Here is a 15,644-nt window from a genome sequence, read left to right as displayed (position 1 = left end):
GCCCGGTTTAAAATTTGCACTTGTTTAATTTGGATCTTTGGTAAAGATGCTTTGCTATAATTTTTCATACTTTTAAGCTTTTTAAAGGGTGTGAATGATGATTTATCTGTTGTTATAGGATAAATGTGGCTAAGCGGATGCAGGAGAGGAAAAAATTAGTACCAATGCGCCGTTGGGGACGACCAAACCCATTAAAAGCAGGACAAAAAATTTATGACAACGAATGCAGAGCGGCCAAAATCCAGGATAAGGGTATTCTTTCAACACCTGCTTGGATGGCTTATTTATATATTATATGAAGAGGCCGTTGTCTATTTTTCAAAAATTGACATAAGCACTGTTTTTGCTTTTATTGTAAATGCCATTATATTTTATAACACCTGGAAAATTTTAAGGGCCATAAGTAAGAAGATCACTAATGTTTTTTTTCTGGCACCTGTTTTATTTGTAGTATCCACGGCTATCATTGCTATAACGGTATTGTTTAAGCTTGAGGTTGATGCATTGATATACCATACGTCGTTTCAGGTTTCGGCCGATCCTGATAAAATCTCCAGCCTTATTATGCGCACAATATATTTTGGCGGAATGGGGGCTGCATTTGGCTTTGCAAGAGAACTGATACAACGGGAACGCGAAGTGGCTCAACACAGTATAGAAAAGGCTCAGATACTTGAACAACAGCAAAAGCTTGAAAAGAAAGCCCTTCAGGCCGAACTAAATGTAATAAAATCACAGATCAATCCGCACTTTGTATTTAATACACTCGGCTTTTTATATGCTGAAACTTATAAGAAACTCCCGGAAGTAGGACAATCAATCATCACACTTTCAAACATTATGCGGTATGCATTAACCAAAAATGAGGACGGGTTTAGCAGCCTTGAAAGTGAGCTTGCCTATATCAAAGACTTCATAAAAATTCATGAAGACCGCAGCAAAGCTTTTTTTATGAAGATAAGTATCGAAAGCGGTGTTATTCCGTATAAGGTAGTATCATTGGTTTTAATTACCCTCATCGAAAACATGTTTAAGCACGGCATTTTCAATCAAAGCACAAAGGAGGCTGTGTTGAGCATTACCGTTGTAGATGGGAAGCTGCATTTTTATTCGCTTAATTATAAAAACAATAACAGCGTTAACAAAATACAATCGAACGGGATAGGATTAAATTATATTCGCGAAAGATTAACGGACGAATATGGCCGGGACGGATATGAACTACTGGTGGATGAAACGCACAATAGCTATGAATGCAAACTTACCATGCCTTTAAAATATCATGAAAGTAATTAACTGTATTATAGTTGAGGACGAGCCTTATGCCATTGATATTTTAAGCGATTTTATATCAAAAGTGCCTTTCATTAACCTTACCGAAACGTTTACCAATCCTATTGAAGCACTATTATATTTAAAAGGATCAGCCACTGACCTCATTTTTCTTGATATAAACATGCCTGAGCTTTCGGGTATCGACCTTATTAAAATGCTGCCTAAAAGCACGGAGATCATCATAACATCAGCCTTTAGTGAATTTGCGCTGGCGGGATTTGAAAACAATGTGCTCGATTACCTGCTTAAGCCCTTCGCTTTCGACAGGTTTTTACAGGCTTCACAAAAAGCCCTTGATAAGCTAATACTGCTTTCATCTAATAAGCCAGCGCCGGTAATTGACCTGCAGCCAAAGCCCGACTCATTTTACCTGAAAACCGATCACGGTAAAATTGTGCGCATCAACTTTGAGGATATCATTTATATAGAAGGACTTAAAAATTACTGTTCGGTTTTTACAGAAAATGAACGGCATATCTCGTTGGTGAGCATGAAAACCTTGGTTGATACCCTACCCCAGGAAAATTTTGCGCGGACCCATAAATCGTACATTATTGCTTTAAAACGCATTAAAGCTATTGATGGCAACATGGTGATCTTTGATAAGATTAAAGAAAAGATCCCCATAGGGGTTACTTACCGCGACAGCTTTTTCGCACTGCTCAATAATAAGATGTTCAAGTAAGCTATACTTTCCCTTTACGGGCTTTTTCCGATTTAAGGAACTTTAAGAGCATCCCGTACAGGATGCACTCATGCAGGCGCTGCCGGCTGCTAAAATAGCGGTTAACTGCCATGTGGATCACGCTGCTCAAAAACTTCGCATTCCAATCAATAGTGTAGTTTTGCAGCAGTAATTCTACCTGCATTCTTTTTTGCCGAAGCAGGTCATCATATGCTAAAAGCAGGTTATTAAGGCTGCCATGATATTTTCTATATAATTGATCAATCTGTATTTTAACCGCCTTATCATCAAACTCGGCAAAAAAATAAGCCTGCTGCCTTTCAACAAATTGCAGTTGGTCGTTTAGGTCATTGCTCATCAGGTTTAGGTAATCTTTGATCAGCCAAAAAATCAGGAGCCAGTCTTCCGTATCATAGCGGTTGCTTTCAAGCAGCCTGAATACGCTGCAGCAAAACGAAGTTTCAATGCAAAAAAGGCCCTCGGCTTGTTCAATTTGTTGCCCGTAACGTTCCAGTTCGCGCACGTAGGTATCAAGTTGTACAACATGAAGCTGCCCGCTTGTCAAAAATGGCGACAATACCTCGCGCACAGCCAGGTAAACATCCTGAAAATCACCCTCATCAAGCAAATTAATCCTAACCCGGATGTGATTATCCGGGTCATGGTACCGGATAAAAAACCATTGTTTTATTTTAACAGTACCTGAATAATTTAACAGTTCATCCAATTTTAACAGCACCTCGTTGGCGATGTTACTGCTGAGATATAGCTTGATAAATAACCACTCGCTGCCGGGAAAAAAATTACGCTGAAGCGTATTTTCAATATATTGGAAATATGGGGGCTTCAAAGGCCTGTCGAAATGGAAGGGTGCAACAAACTGGTGCATGTAAGGATCGCCATCCACATCTCGTACAATAGCCTCATGCTGAAGGTGAATACACTCAGATAAAATCAAAACCGGGTCCTGCCTTGCTATTTCCTTTGCAAGTACCTGTATACTAATCTCATTTTCAGTATCAATCAGTAATTCATTATCGCCCTTTATTATATAAAATTTATCGGGCAGTAACCACTCATTCCTAAAGCTGTTAAACAAATCGCCGAATTTATCCATGAATTTTTCAGCCTTGCAAAGTTCACCCAAGATAGCGGGCGTAAACTTCCAGGTGGCACGGTGCAGGATAACGCCAAAGCTGGTTTCAACGCGTGGAAAAAATACAAAATCTGTAGAGAGTGCCCCCCAGTTAAAACTTAAGCTGCCATTGCCCCGCTGATGCTGGATATCGCACAAAAAGGTGTAAATGGGGTGCTGCGACCTGTTATAATTATAAGCACTGCTTAAGCGCGGAACTACTTCCCGCTGATGTTTTTTTGAAAACAATTTAAAAACGCCCTGCTCAAGCTTTATGTAGATATCGTCAAGCCTCAAAACTGAACTTCCCTTGGCATCATCAATATAAGCCAGTTCATGGGGCCAGAAAGGCGGGTGCATCATGACGTTTAAGATCCGTTCTTCGGGCATATGGATCACTTCGGCAAACATGGCATCCGGGCAGTTGGCGATCTCCTTTGCCGCTATCTCTAAACCTGTTTTATAAATTTCGGCATCCCCAACTGCAAACCGTGCTATCATGTTTAAAGCGCCGGGCCCGGTAACTCTCTCCAGGTATACCATATCGTTTTCAAAAAGCTGAAAAACCGCCGACATGGAAAATGGCAAATGATCCGGGCTGCGTTCCCTGGCAAAATTATCAGGTATAATAACTTTATACTGTTTTTCAATTTTGGCGCGGTTTAACAGGTTGAGCATTTTAAAATCTATTTCTGTATAATCCACCCACGAAGGGCCCCCTTCACTTCCGGTGTACAGCCCTTCTGTAAAAAGGGTTTCATGCTCATACCATTGTCCGTATTCGATTCCTGTATCGGTGTCAAATGCCTCCAGCAGCGGTACGCTCTGCTCCTCATACCTTTTCCTGAACCTGCCTTTAAACTGCTCAATCCTTTTATTGGGAGCCACGGCACTCACATTATTAAGCAATACAATCGCCTTAGTTATTTTCCATTGCAATGATTGGTCAAGCTCCCGGCTTTCCATCTCGTTAAACCTGGTTACATGTACCTGGTCTTTAAGTTCCCTGCCGGTTATGTGATTAGTAATTTGTTCAATAGCAGTATATAACGAAAACCAGTTTGAGCTTTCAACATCTCCATTATTAATTTTATTAAGCAAATCGACCAATTCATTAATGGTATCCCTTAATCCCGGATCATCAGTCTTTTGCAAAAAGACTGGAAAATCATACCCTATTGCCGGCTCAAATGCCGGTTTTAGCAGTTGCCCTTCAATAAGGTCATTAATAAACACAATGAAATCATCAGGCTCAAAATCCGGGAATTTTTCGAGCAGTTGCTGTTTACTCCATATTTTATCACCAACAACGGTAATTATGTCATCAAGCACCTCATTGCAGGCAATGGCGCTCACCTGGTAAACCCTTTGGTTATCAATAATTTGATAAGTAATAAATCGTAAATCGTCCCCCACTTTATAAAGGGTATTATTTAGCTTATATCCTGCAGATATTTGATTGGCATTTTCAATTTGTTTGGCAAGCGAGAAACTCACCACAGCGTCGGGCACTACATGTCTCCTGAACTTTGCCGTAAGTTTTACTTTATTTGCAGCCCCCCAGTAAACCGATGAACAACCCGCAAACAGCCCAAACGGCGTAGCCCGGTTTGCCATACGGGCCATATATTTATAAAAACTTGATAGTAATTGAGCTTCTTTAGCTTTCGTTTGCTGCCCGTTTGCAAAAAAAGCATCCAGTTCATTATAAAGCGATTTACTTGCCAGGTAAATACTTTCTTTGATTAACCTGTTATTCCATAATGTAAGCAAGCTTTTTTTATCAAGCTTTTGCCTGTACGACAAAGCAGCCGAGCGTAAAATTAAACCGTTAATAAAATTAACTTTCATCTGGATGTACAGGCAAGGTTCAGTATGTAAACAGCTAATTTAAGTAAAAGCTATTTTTATTGGCAGGTTTGTTATGGGTGCTGTCTATTTCTTTGTTTATAATATGGTTACAATAAAACTAAATTGATTAATCATTTCAACAAGAATGATTAATCAATTTAGTTAATATCGCCCTGCTTCATGCCTTTGTATTAACGCAAAAATTGATATATTAACGAGGCGATCAAAATAATTGCCATGCAAGTACACTATCCAAAATAAGCCAGCAAAAACTTACAAAATATCATCCTTCGGTAATTAAGAATATTTGATTCCAGGGCCTTCACTTATAGCCGAGGTTCAGGTTATCAATTCGCAAGCAATCCGCATGACACAGCATGATAACCACAAGCGACGACGTTCGCGATAGCATATGGACCGACCGAAACTACATTAATTACTCCAACAGCAACGCATCCTCATCATCGGTAAGGTTAAGCTGAATAGTATCACTCCCCGCAATCCCTTCAATACTGCCGCGGATGTGAGCGGCACTTAGCAGCACTTTATCCAATTGCTTTTCGCGGGCTTTCCAGAGTTTTTCCATGGCATCGCGTTCGCGCTGAATGGATTGGCGCATGCTCATATATCCTTCACGAATAGCCTTCCATTGCTCCGAAAACTCGCTGCTGGTAAGGTAATCATACAACAGGTGCATTTTATCACCTTTATTATCCTGTGATTTGGCCAGGTTTGATAATTTCATCACCCCATCCCTTAAAATGTAGGATACTGCCTTTACCTCATCAAAACTACAAATCCAAACACCGTCACGCTCGCCAAAACAATCCATGCCTTTTGGGTAGCATTGGGTTACAATAACGGCTACATCAACCCCCATGCTTCGCATGTCTTTTTTAAGCTTCTCGATCCAGTCTGCCGAAAAAGCATTGGTACGCTTGCTTTCATAAATAATGCGGCCGCATTCCTGGCCAAACTGGTTACGCACAGTTTGTACGCAGTCGGCACCACGTACGCCCTTCCCTACTTCGCTTATGATATCGAACGGGAAATAATTGCGTAATAACTCTTCCAGTATCAGCTCCTGGGCTTCGCCCTGCAGCTGCATAGAACCCTGCTCGGCTTTGCGCTTCATTTCATCGGCCAGTTTCTTCTGGTCGTCAAGCTGTTTTTCAAGCTCCTTTACCTTTAGCTGGTATTCGGTATCTTTAATGCTGTGACGCTCAGCTTCCTGCTTGCGGATCTGATCGGTAAGTTCGTTCCGCTGCTCCTGCAGCTTGCGCTGTACGGCAAGCTCCATTTCCTCTTCCTTTTGATGCAGTTGTTTCTCGCGCTGCAAAAATTCCAGCTCTTTCTGGCGTGATATTTTTAGTTTTTCCTCAGTTTCAGCTGCTGAATTTTTGAGCAGTACAAGCTGGTTCTCAAAATCCTGGCTTATGGTTTTACGCAGGTTGTCTTCAAGCGTTTGCTGCAATTGCTTTTTTTCGTTGTTAAGCCTTTGTTCAAAGGCTGCCTGCTGCTGGCGCTCCTTATTTAAAAACTCCTCATCCTTTTTGCGGTATTCTTCTTCTTTTTGACGGGTATAATCCATCATTTTAACCCTGAGCTCTTTTTTATACTCCTCGGCCATTACCTCCTCTATCGGAAAACCGAAACCACAACTTGGGCACTTAACTTCTGTAGCCATATTATTTATATAAAAGCTGAGAGCTGAATGCACAAAGCTTTAAGCTAATAACTTGATTATTGATATTATTCAATTACTTAATAAAAGGAAAATATTTCCTATAAATCAAAGATAGGGATTTTACTGTTTAGCACATGATATGGTAACCCATAAGGGGTATTAACATTATTGTAACAAAATGAAACTACAATGATAACAATCTGTTGTAAATGCCGTTTAAAATACCGAAGTTTATAACATGCAGATATTGAGAATTGGAAAGGTAATGTGGAGTCACGATTATGACCTGGCCACATTAGGGTTGGCAAATGACGGAGGAGCATTATTTGCATTTACCCCGCCACCACACCATTATAACGGTGAAATTATACTTACCCCTAAAAGCCTTGTACTTGACGGCGATAGTTATGAACATATCCCGCTTGATAGCCTTGAGCAGTTATATTTAGGTTTTGACGAGCTTTACAAACGTTCGATGGTACGGAACAATGGTTTATTCTGGCAGCCGTTAAGATTACGCTACAGGCTAAAAGAAGAGCTTATCACCTTATATCTTATTGTTGATCATACTCTTTTTGGAGCTAAAAATCAATTGTGGTTTAATACCCTAAAACAACTGCTTTCCCGCAAGGCCTAAGCGGATCTTCTTTTCTCCCTCTTTTTACCGGCGCTTCTTTCAAAGCTAAGCAGTTGCTCAGCAAATTACCAATTCAGGTTGTAAAAATACCGTGTAACGGGTATTTTATAAAAAGAAACATAGTGACATATTTGCAGCGCATTATTTGCGCTAAATACCATTATCACTTTTTTATGAAAAAACTTGGTTTCCTGAGGCTATTCTCCTGCTTGCCCCTCATCGCAATCATCATTCCTGACATAACCGAAACGCTTATCAATCCGGAGTTTAAAGTACCCTTTACACATGTCGTAGCAAGCGCGGCCCTTATTTCAATAATTAGCGTTTGCTCCTTAATAATCCGCTATCAAAAAAAACAGGGATTAAAAATGCAGTATCTGCATTCCTAAGCATAGATCTTCCACTGCCTGTATCATAAAACAAGAAAACGGCGCGGGTTATCCGCGCCGTTCCTGTTAATATATTTTTGCAATTATTTGGCTTTGCCAAACTCACCATTTGCTTTAATAGCAACTTCGTCGCTTACCATAGCGTTGCCAAATTTTGAACCGAAGTTAAAATCAGAACGTTTGATGGTGCCGGTTAACTGGAAACCTGCATCATCAGCTTTGCTCATTGGGTTTTGGATAGTACCACGGTACCATAAATCAAATGAAGCCGGTTTGGTTACACCGTGTAAAGTTAAGTTACCGGTAAGTTTGTAGTGCTTATCAGATGTTTTGGTGATACCGGTGCTGGTAAAAGTAATAGTTGGGTAAGTAGCAACATCAAAAAAATCAGGGCTTGTGATGTGTTTATCGCGCTGATCATTATCTGTAGTTACTGAGGCTGTTTGTATGCTGATCTGAAATTTAGCGTCGCTGAAATCAGGTTTAGCGGCAGTGATGGTTGCATCATAGTTTTTAAAAATACCATCAACATCAGATACCATTAAGTGGGTTACTGTAAATTTAACGTTTGAGTGAGCTTTGTCTACAGTCCAGGTAGTTTGTGCTGATGCCGCCGTGTAGGTGAATGCTGCTGCTAACAGGATAAAAATCTTTTTCATTGTTTTAATTTCTTTTTTTTGTTTTTGATTTATGGCTCAAAAGTATGTAAATGATCCGGACTTCAAATAAAATAAATGTTTAAACATGTTTTTATTGAAATCGGATGACAATATACTACCATTTTAGTAGAACTTACAAGAAAAACAAACTATTTCCGGGGAGATTTATACTTAGGTTTTTAAGGTTTTTTGTTTGTTACGGAGCATGCTCAATGCCTTATCGGCCCTTACTTTACGGGTAGCCTCCTGTTTAGCCGAACCTACCCAATCACAATAACCTTGTTTGTATGATTTGGACAGGTTTGCAAAAAACGCATGGGCTTCAGCATCGTTGTCAAGCAGGGCCTGCAGTTCGGCAGGTGTACCTTCAATATGTTCGCCGGGTTTAAGCATGGTTTTTCATCTGGGTTTACTTGCCGATAAAGATAATATTAATTGGCATAAACACCGGGCTGAAAAACCATAATTACGGCAAGTAAAACTATTAAAAGAAATGAGATAGCTAAGAGCGTGTCGATAAGCAGCCTTTGGTTTTTTGATTCCATATTACTTTACTTAAACAGTAAAAGCTGCAGGTTAGCTTACGGTTGAGTTATTGTGAAAACGGCAGCAGGCCGTAATTATTATAGTATTTTTGCACCAAAAGCCTATGTAACGCAAATTTTATAAAACCTAAGGCAAATAAAATTGTTGCCTAAAATAATTGAGATTTTACTAAAATAAAGTAATTATGTGAGATAGCCCGGCCTAATAACCGGGCTATCTTTTTTTTAAAGGCTTTATAACCAATTACCCCCTCTTTTTATATTCCTTTAACGCCGGTGAAACGGTTGCTCAAAAAACTCATCCACTTTTTTATTAAACTCATCGGTATGTTCGACCAATGTGCCATGACCCGAATTGGGCAGGATCCATAAATAAGCGTTCGGAATATTCTCGGCTATCTGAACGGTGTGTGTTGTTACGATAAGGTCATGGTCGCCGGCAATAATAAGCGACGGGCATTTAATAGTTTTCAATGCCGATAGTTTAATATTGGGTTCTTTATAATCAAGCAGAAACACCTTCCTGTCGTTCTTTTCTTTGGCAGTGATAAAATGATAATCCTTTTTGCTGGCATATTCCTTTTCCATATCCTTCCATAAGGAAGGGATCAGCGCTGTAGAATCGGGCCAGAGGTTGGCACCGGTCGAGGCCAGTTTTATTACTTTGTTGGGATGGCGCATAGCCATCACCAGCGCGTTAATGCCACCGTCACTCCATCCTATCACATAAGCCGAATCGATATGCATTAAATCGAGCAAAGCAGCAAAATCATCGGCCATCATTTCAAAAGTAAGTGAATCGCGCGGATCGGTGGACTTGCCATGTGCACGGCTGTCAACAGCTATTACTTTGTACTTCTTTGCAAAATAGGGTATATTTTTTTTAAAGGCATTGATGCTGCTACTGTTGCCATGTATCATCAGCAGGGGTTTGCCTTTACCATAAACTTCGGCATAAAGTTTTATCCCCCTAACATCATAATACTTACCGGCAGCGGCATTATCGCCATAAACAATACCTTTTTGCTGGCTGCAGGCCAAAAATGCCTGACATACCAATACAATTAACAACAACTTTTTTAACATCATGATCACACCTGTTTAAGTCATTAAATATACATACATAATGCAAAGTTTAAACTTCTGTTACGGACCCAGGCTATTATTTTTTAGATAGTGCTGTAAATCAAACATGTATTATATTTGCGCACTTTAACAAATGCGCTTTTTAAACCATACGGTTAAAACAATATCATACCTATAATTATTTGTTATAGAATGAATGTTTATAAACCTGTATACATATATGTTCATGCCTGCTTCCTTTCCTAAAAAATATAAAATATTTATTTCGCTTTTTTCTTTGCTATGCGTGCTTTTCGCCGCCAGGTGTTTCGGGCAACAGTCTGCAACAGCAAGCCCCAATCGTTTCAAATTTAAAACAGTTATTATCGATGCCGGGCACGGAGGAAAAGACCCAGGATCGCACGGGGCTTATTCAAAGGAAAAAAACGTTTCATTAAGTATCGCCAAAAAGTTAAGGGATGCCATAAATGATGAAATGAGCGGCATTAAAGTAGTAATGACCCGCAGTACCGATGTTTTTATTGAGTTGCACAAACGTACCGATATCGCTAACGACAATCACGGCAACCTGTTCATTTCCATTCATTGTAATTCATCCCCCCAGCGAAAAGGATCATCGAGAGGAACATTGTTGCTTGTATACGGCTTTCACCGCAGCCAGGAGCAGCGTGAAGCCTTGCGCGAAAATGCTTCGATATTTATAGAGAAGGATTACAAAGAAAAATATAATGGCTATGGCGATGACGCTGCGGTAAATACTATTGTACTTAACGCGTTTCAGCAAAAATACCGCAAGCAAAGCATCCAGTTTGGCGATTTGGTTGATAACCAGTTCCGCAAAACCAATGGAAGGCATAGTTTGGGTGTAAAGGAGCAGGGTGTTTTGGTATTAGCACAAAGCGGTATGCCCGCCGTATTGGTTGAAACCGGGTTTATCAATAATCCATCTGATGAAGCATACCTGAACTCGGCCAGCGGACAAAACGAAATTGTACGATCAATCCTAACAGCGCTAAAGCAATACCGTAATAATTTGGAGGGTAACTAAAAATAAATGAAGGCAGGAGGCAACATTTATATCCCTGCTGCCCTTATTTTTATTTTACCCTATGGATGATAAAGCCGTTATGAACAGTTTCCATACCTACTTTAGGGTAATATTCCATAGCGGTTGTGGCCGAAAGCAGTAAAAGCATAGTTTCATCGCCAATGGCTTCCTTAGTTAGTTCAATCAGCTTTTTGCCTATCCCTTCTTTTTGATAAGCTTTAGTAACTGCCAGGTCTGAAAGATAGCAGCTGTAACAAAAATCGGTCAGCGCTCGAGATATGCCTACCAGTTTATCACCATCCCAGGCGCTTACCACAAGGTTTGAGTTTTGGTACATCCTGGCAATCCGCTGCTCGTCATGGGTTGGGCGTTTCAGCCCGGCTGTATCATAAAGTTCTATCACTTGCCGGGCGGATGGTATTGTACCGGTTTTATAAGTTATTTCCATATTGTTATTGAGTTGTTTACAAGCTTTTAATCAAATGTAAACAGCATCCGCATTATCCCAATAAGCCAGGATTAAGAAAGCAGGTAGTCCAGCAAATATGAAAACGGGAAGCGGGCAGTAAGTTTTACAGCGTATCATTCAGACCGCTTTACCTAAGTGTTAGTTAATTACCATTTTTTAAAAATAACAAATACCGCCAGCACAATTAGCCCGAAGCCTACCAAATGGTTCCAGCCCAGTTTTTCATTTTTGAAAAGCAGGGTTGTGAATATCATAAACACCGTAAGTGTAATGGCTTCCTGAATGGTTTTTAATTCAACCAGGGTAAAGGGGCCGCCGTTTTCCTTAAAGCCTCCTTCGTTAGCAGGTACCTGGAACAGGTATTCAAAAAACGCCAATCCCCAGCTTATAAGTATAATGGCTATTAAGCTTAAGTTTTTGCCCCAATCATACTCCTTAAACTTAAGGTGCCCATACCACGCAAATGTCATAAAGGTGTTGGATATAAACAGAAATGTAACAGTACGCAAGCCTTTCATCAATACAATTTTTTGTGCAAATATCAATAAATTGAGATTGATAACACCAGGGGCTGTAAATTGTTATGCTATTATTTATAACAATTTAAAATTTAAAAACCAGTTCGGCACCAAGCGAAAGCGAGTTCCAGTTTTGTTTTCCCGAAACATCACCCAAAGTTAGTTTCTGGGAAAAGAAATTGTATTTTGATTCGATGCTGATCCCTAATTTAGGAGTTATCGGAAATATTACCCCTACTTTAGGAGCATAATATAATGATTGCGACCATTTATCATAAACAAATGGATCTACGCCATCAATTTCATACCCCACAGCAAAATCAGTAAAATATACCCCTAAGTTCACGCCGCCATATACCCTGAAGTTATCGGCTATATCAATATTATAAGCAGCACCGCCATACGCGGCAATTACGGGCATATCCGCATAATACGTATTTGCAGTTGAGCCGGTACCTTCAACTTCTTCTGAAATTAAATATTCATCGGGCTTAAAGTTCATGTACCCTACGCTCAGATTTGCTGTAAAAGGGCCTAAGAACCTGTAAACGCTGGCATTAAAATTAATGGCAGGTTTAAAGGTATAATTAAAGTTACCTTGCGGAATATCGACACCTGTACCTGCGGCTATGCCCCAGCCATCGCTAAAATTAACAGCGCCGCTGCCTCCCCCACCATATGTTAATGCTCGGCTTGAATGATGCTGGGCCATAGCAGCATTAAAACAACAAAACAGTATAACTATTAAAAATATCTTAAAACAGATAGCTGATTTTTTCATGAGGAGTAAGTGCGCCTTACGGGTAGAAGTTAGATAATGGTGTTTAGGGTTCATTTACCCGTAAAAATAAAAAAAAAAGTTAACCCCGAACAGTAAATTAATTTCATAACATGTAAAGCCACAAAAAAGCCCGGCCTAAATAAACCGGGCAACAGGGCTTTAAGGGTACTAAACAATATATTTGGTTTATAATGATTAATGTTAAAAACTACGGGTAACCGGCCGAGGCCCGTAATTTATTATTGCAACTGCGAACCAGGCCTGTCGCCAAGTTTCCGGATATAGGCTATGCCCAATGTACAAGCAATTATAAAAAGAAATAAAAAGCATTCAATGTATATATGAAACGGCGAAATATCTTGAAAACGGCCAACTATAAAAGTAGAAATATCAGGCAGTAATAAGCCGAACAATGGAAAGCCGGCAAACATTCTTAAAATTGCTAATTTTTCCATAATATTTTAAGGTATCAGTTAATACGTCTAATTTAACACTTTAGAAAGCAATAAAAAAAATAATATTTATTAAAAAGCAATAAATATTTTCGATATGGTTAATTTAAGCTTTTATAGATTTAAACGGCATCAGAGTTTATAATATTCCTCAATTGAGCGGCCTATTTCCTGCAGCGGGATCAGATGATCTCCAAAACGATGCTCAATAATTTCCCAGTAACCTTTTGTTAACCGGGTTATGGTGTAAAAAGCCGAGTAGTTTAATACACTGAAGGTAGTTTCATTAACAACCGAAGGTATAATTTTATAAGTCCGCTTATTAACTCTTAGTTCAAAAGGCTCCATGGGCATCCGTTTACACAAAAATATTGTGCAGTATACGGATATACAAGCTCCACGCACCCCGTATTTTAACCCATTTTACACTACGTATTTTCACCCTAAAAAAGGGTTAAAAAGGCATTGCTTTTACCAATTCAAGTACATTTTGTTTTATTGCAGGATCGTTTTCAATGATCTGAACAAGCTCATCATCGTCTGATACAGAAACAATTACAAAATTTTTATCCTGGTTCCAGAAACTACCGCTTATAACAACTTTGCCATTGCTTTTAAGGTCAGCGTAATAACCATTTCTATCAACTAAACATTGTTCGTTATCCGCAAGGCTGCCAATCTCTTCAAAAAAAAGCATCACGTGATGCGGGTCTTTATAGGCTGATGCATGTACCATAAGTTGACTATTTTATTTAATACTTAATTATTAAACTGATTAAGCTAAACAAGTAACCTCTGTTAATATATTACCCGGAGCATTAAAATAAAACCCATAGCCACCACGCAAAGGCGCAGGAGCTTGCGTTACAGCTACTCCCCCTTTTACCAGCCGGTCATAAACTTCGGCAACCTGTTCATGGCTGTCAACCAAAAAACCGATATGAAAAGCATCGGGGTAACTGTTATTGCCATTCCGGTTAAAGGTATCAGCCATAAGCACCAGGATAAAACCATCCTTGCCTTCCATTACGGCCAGCATATTATTACCTTTTACACCGGTACATTTAAAGTTAAAATATTGCTCAAAAAATTCGGAGCAGGCGGCAACATCGGTCACCGGCAAATTAACATGATTAAGTTTAATAGTTGTTGCTGACATATTATTAGGGCTTTAATGCTTTTAAAACCAACCCCAGTGCTTGTTCCATCAGTTTATCATCCAATTTAAAACTACTGTTCACATAGCTGTTGCCCTGGTTATGAAATTTGATGAGCTGATAAAGCGGCGCATATGCTACTGCCCAATAAACCTCAAAAGGCAGTGGTATCAATTGCTGCTTTTCTTCTGCATTACGCATAAATGCGCCCAGTACCTGCCCAAAATTAACGGTAAGCATAGCGGTTACTTTTTCATAAAAATGTGTATAGCGCATAATTTCAATAAACTCCATATCTAACGGACATTGCATGAAATACTCGAGACGGTTGCGCCATTGTACCCTCAGCCCATCTGCAAAATCCATATCAGGCGAAAAATTTTGAAGACTAAAAGTCATCATCTTTTCGGCTACACCAACGCAAATACTGCTTATTAATTCTTCTTTATCCTTATAATAGATATAGATGGTAGCTGGTGACACTCCTGCCGACCGCGCAAGCTTATTCACCCCAAAACCGTCAAGACCTTCAGCCACTATCAATTCTATCGCCTTCTGGCGTATTTGGTATTCTTTATGTCCGTCACGTGGCCTCATTTCAACACAAAGATAAGTGAGCGTTCGCTTATTTAAAAATTTATTTTTATTCCTTTCGGATATAGGCTAAAAACTTGTATCATCCTAAAAAAATCTAAAAAAAACACGAACGTTAAAACAATAACCGGGAATGCAATGTTCTATCATCACTTAATTAATAATTACTAAAAAATGAAGAGGCATTTTATAAAGATGCCTTCAAAATAGTTACCCGGCTGGTTTTGAAGGTTTCAATTAAATGAATGCAATTTTATTTAAATTACAAATAAATAATACGTACCTTAGCATTGTCATACTAAATGTTAATAATTATGGAAAAATTAATAATATTAAGAATGTTCTTTTGCTTCCCGCTTGTTGGTCTGTTGGTTCCGGATGCAGGTATTTTGTTGTCAAACTTCCCTGGGAAGGTTCCGGTAATTCACATTGTAATTGAGGTAGCATTATTGGTGTGCATTGCGCTTTGTACAGCCGCAATAGCATATGGAAAAAAACGGAATCAGGACAGAACGAACGAAGCTTCTTTTTCCTGATCATTGATTAAAAAATAAAGGAATATTCCTGTCCGGTTGTAATTAAACTCTTTAAAATTGGGGCTTTTACGCCCCAATTT

Annotated in this window: 18 protein-coding genes; 5 read left to right on the top strand and 13 right to left on the bottom strand. The window is 39.3% G+C overall.

All coding sequences use genetic code 11. The annotated features are described in order from the left end of the window. The first annotated feature begins 213 nt into the window (after positions 1–213). Complete coding sequence (locus tag BLP33_RS00900) at positions 214–1,296, top strand: sensor histidine kinase (protein WP_090523823.1); 1,083 nt, start codon at positions 214–216, stop codon at positions 1,294–1,296. Continuing rightward, complete coding sequence (locus BLP33_RS00895) at positions 1,283–2,020, top strand: LytR/AlgR family response regulator transcription factor (RefSeq protein ID WP_090523820.1); 738 nt, start codon at positions 1,283–1,285, stop codon at positions 2,018–2,020. Before BLP33_RS00900 ends, BLP33_RS00895 begins: the two co-directional genes overlap by 14 nt. Before the next feature lies 1 nt (position 2,021). Here BLP33_RS00895 and BLP33_RS00890 read toward each other — a convergent pair whose 3' ends face one another. Then, positions 2,022–5,006 carry a lantibiotic dehydratase gene (locus BLP33_RS00890; protein ID WP_090523818.1) on the bottom strand — a complete coding sequence of 995 codons (2,985 nt, stop codon included), beginning with the start codon at positions 5,004–5,006 and terminating at the stop codon, positions 2,022–2,024. 436 nt (positions 5,007–5,442) lie between these two features. Further along, positions 5,443–6,693: a DUF2130 domain-containing protein gene (locus BLP33_RS00885; protein WP_175489883.1), complete on the bottom strand. Its 1,251-nt coding sequence runs from the start codon at positions 6,691–6,693 to the stop codon at positions 5,443–5,445. A 238-nt stretch (positions 6,694–6,931) separates the two neighbouring features. Here BLP33_RS00885 and BLP33_RS00880 point away from each other — a divergent pair, with 238 nt between their 5' ends. Continuing rightward, positions 6,932–7,330, top strand: coding sequence for a hypothetical protein (locus tag BLP33_RS00880; protein WP_129568859.1), 399 nt, complete (start codon positions 6,932–6,934; stop codon positions 7,328–7,330). Between the two features lie 472 nt (positions 7,331–7,802). Here the strand turns inward: BLP33_RS00880 and BLP33_RS00870 are convergent, their stop codons facing one another. From BLP33_RS00870 to BLP33_RS00860, 3 genes are all read right to left on the bottom strand, one after another. Beyond that, positions 7,803–8,378 carry a YceI family protein gene (locus tag BLP33_RS00870; protein ID WP_090523809.1) on the bottom strand — a complete coding sequence of 192 codons (576 nt, stop codon included), beginning with the start codon at positions 8,376–8,378 and terminating at the stop codon, positions 7,803–7,805. A 171-nt stretch (positions 8,379–8,549) separates the two neighbouring features. Further along, positions 8,550–8,771 (bottom strand): YdeI/OmpD-associated family protein, encoded by a 222-nt coding sequence (locus BLP33_RS00865; protein WP_090523807.1) that lies wholly within the window; start codon positions 8,769–8,771, stop codon positions 8,550–8,552. A gap of 419 nt (positions 8,772–9,190) precedes the next feature. Next, positions 9,191–10,012, bottom strand: a complete 822-nt coding sequence (locus tag BLP33_RS00860; protein WP_217633090.1) for an alpha/beta fold hydrolase — start codon at positions 10,010–10,012, stop codon at positions 9,191–9,193. A 223-nt stretch (positions 10,013–10,235) separates the two neighbouring features. Between BLP33_RS00860 and BLP33_RS00855 the strand changes: the two genes are divergently transcribed. Beyond that, complete coding sequence (locus tag BLP33_RS00855; RefSeq protein ID WP_175489882.1) at positions 10,236–11,057, top strand: N-acetylmuramoyl-L-alanine amidase family protein; 822 nt, start codon at positions 10,236–10,238, stop codon at positions 11,055–11,057. A 49-nt stretch (positions 11,058–11,106) separates the two neighbouring features. Here BLP33_RS00855 and BLP33_RS00850 read toward each other — a convergent pair whose 3' ends face one another. From BLP33_RS00850 to BLP33_RS00815, 8 genes are all read right to left on the bottom strand, one after another. Beyond that, positions 11,107–11,505: a GNAT family N-acetyltransferase gene (locus BLP33_RS00850; RefSeq protein ID WP_090523802.1), complete on the bottom strand. Its 399-nt coding sequence runs from the start codon at positions 11,503–11,505 to the stop codon at positions 11,107–11,109. A gap of 167 nt (positions 11,506–11,672) precedes the next feature. After that, positions 11,673–12,044: a DMT family protein gene (locus BLP33_RS00845; RefSeq protein ID WP_090523799.1), complete on the bottom strand. Its 372-nt coding sequence runs from the start codon at positions 12,042–12,044 to the stop codon at positions 11,673–11,675. Between the two features lie 85 nt (positions 12,045–12,129). Beyond that, the gene (locus BLP33_RS00840) at positions 12,130–12,825 is read right to left on the bottom strand and encodes an outer membrane beta-barrel protein (RefSeq protein WP_256382328.1); all 696 of its coding nucleotides are present in this window, start codon (positions 12,823–12,825) and stop codon (positions 12,130–12,132) included. A gap of 239 nt (positions 12,826–13,064) precedes the next feature. Next, positions 13,065–13,280 (bottom strand): hypothetical protein, encoded by a 216-nt coding sequence (locus tag BLP33_RS00835; protein WP_090523794.1) that lies wholly within the window; start codon positions 13,278–13,280, stop codon positions 13,065–13,067. A 129-nt stretch (positions 13,281–13,409) separates the two neighbouring features. Further along, positions 13,410–13,625, bottom strand: coding sequence for a hypothetical protein (locus tag BLP33_RS00830; RefSeq protein WP_090523792.1), 216 nt, complete (start codon positions 13,623–13,625; stop codon positions 13,410–13,412). Between the two features lie 106 nt (positions 13,626–13,731). Continuing rightward, positions 13,732–14,013 carry a YciI family protein gene (locus tag BLP33_RS00825; RefSeq protein ID WP_090523789.1) on the bottom strand — a complete coding sequence of 94 codons (282 nt, stop codon included), beginning with the start codon at positions 14,011–14,013 and terminating at the stop codon, positions 13,732–13,734. A gap of 39 nt (positions 14,014–14,052) precedes the next feature. Beyond that, complete coding sequence (locus tag BLP33_RS00820) at positions 14,053–14,436, bottom strand: VOC family protein (protein ID WP_229701616.1); 384 nt, start codon at positions 14,434–14,436, stop codon at positions 14,053–14,055. A 4-nt stretch (positions 14,437–14,440) separates the two neighbouring features. Beyond that, positions 14,441–15,031: a TetR/AcrR family transcriptional regulator gene (locus BLP33_RS00815; RefSeq protein WP_090523787.1), complete on the bottom strand. Its 591-nt coding sequence runs from the start codon at positions 15,029–15,031 to the stop codon at positions 14,441–14,443. A gap of 311 nt (positions 15,032–15,342) precedes the next feature. Here BLP33_RS00815 and BLP33_RS00810 point away from each other — a divergent pair, with 311 nt between their 5' ends. Next, entirely contained in the window at positions 15,343–15,564 is a 222-nt protein-coding gene (locus BLP33_RS00810; RefSeq protein WP_139159906.1) for a hypothetical protein, read from the top strand. The last annotated feature ends 80 nt before the right edge of the window (positions 15,565–15,644 follow it).

It is taken from the genome of Mucilaginibacter sp. NFR10, assembly GCF_900100445.1.
Taxonomy (GTDB): Bacteria; Bacteroidota; Bacteroidia; order Sphingobacteriales; family Sphingobacteriaceae; genus Mucilaginibacter; species Mucilaginibacter rubeus.
The sequence above is the reverse complement of the archived record's forward strand: the minus strand, read 5'-3'. Positions and strand labels throughout refer to the sequence as shown.

Bases quoted from the DNA above. Each gene is read 5' to 3' on its own strand.
- BLP33_RS00900 (WP_090523823.1), top strand. From the start codon at position 214: ATGACAACGAATGCAGAGCGGCCAAAATCCAGGATAAGGGTATTCTTT.
- BLP33_RS00895 (WP_090523820.1), top strand. From the start codon at position 1,283: ATGAAAGTAATTAACTGTATTATAGTTGAGGACGAGCCTTATGCCATT.
- BLP33_RS00890 (WP_090523818.1), bottom strand. From the start codon at position 5,006: ATGAAAGTTAATTTTATTAACGGTTTAATTTTACGCTCGGCTGCTTTG.
- BLP33_RS00885 (WP_175489883.1), bottom strand. From the start codon at position 6,693: ATGGCTACAGAAGTTAAGTGCCCAAGTTGTGGTTTCGGTTTTCCGATA.
- BLP33_RS00880 (WP_129568859.1), top strand. From the start codon at position 6,932: ATGCAGATATTGAGAATTGGAAAGGTAATGTGGAGTCACGATTATGAC.
- BLP33_RS00870 (WP_090523809.1), bottom strand. From the start codon at position 8,378: ATGAAAAAGATTTTTATCCTGTTAGCAGCAGCATTCACCTACACGGCG.
- BLP33_RS00865 (WP_090523807.1), bottom strand. From the start codon at position 8,771: ATGCTTAAACCCGGCGAACATATTGAAGGTACACCTGCCGAACTGCAG.
- BLP33_RS00860 (WP_217633090.1), bottom strand. From the start codon at position 10,012: ATGATGTTAAAAAAGTTGTTGTTAATTGTATTGGTATGTCAGGCATTT.
- BLP33_RS00855 (WP_175489882.1), top strand. From the start codon at position 10,236: ATGCCTGCTTCCTTTCCTAAAAAATATAAAATATTTATTTCGCTTTTT.
- BLP33_RS00850 (WP_090523802.1), bottom strand. From the start codon at position 11,505: ATGGAAATAACTTATAAAACCGGTACAATACCATCCGCCCGGCAAGTG.
- BLP33_RS00845 (WP_090523799.1), bottom strand. From the start codon at position 12,044: ATGAAAGGCTTGCGTACTGTTACATTTCTGTTTATATCCAACACCTTT.
- BLP33_RS00840 (WP_256382328.1), bottom strand. From the start codon at position 12,825: ATGAAAAAATCAGCTATCTGTTTTAAGATATTTTTAATAGTTATACTG.
- BLP33_RS00835 (WP_090523794.1), bottom strand. From the start codon at position 13,280: ATGGAAAAATTAGCAATTTTAAGAATGTTTGCCGGCTTTCCATTGTTC.
- BLP33_RS00830 (WP_090523792.1), bottom strand. From the start codon at position 13,625: ATGGAGCCTTTTGAACTAAGAGTTAATAAGCGGACTTATAAAATTATA.
- BLP33_RS00825 (WP_090523789.1), bottom strand. From the start codon at position 14,013: ATGGTACATGCATCAGCCTATAAAGACCCGCATCACGTGATGCTTTTT.
- BLP33_RS00820 (WP_229701616.1), bottom strand. From the start codon at position 14,436: ATGTCAGCAACAACTATTAAACTTAATCATGTTAATTTGCCGGTGACC.
- BLP33_RS00815 (WP_090523787.1), bottom strand. From the start codon at position 15,031: ATGAGGCCACGTGACGGACATAAAGAATACCAAATACGCCAGAAGGCG.
- BLP33_RS00810 (WP_139159906.1), top strand. From the start codon at position 15,343: ATGGAAAAATTAATAATATTAAGAATGTTCTTTTGCTTCCCGCTTGTT.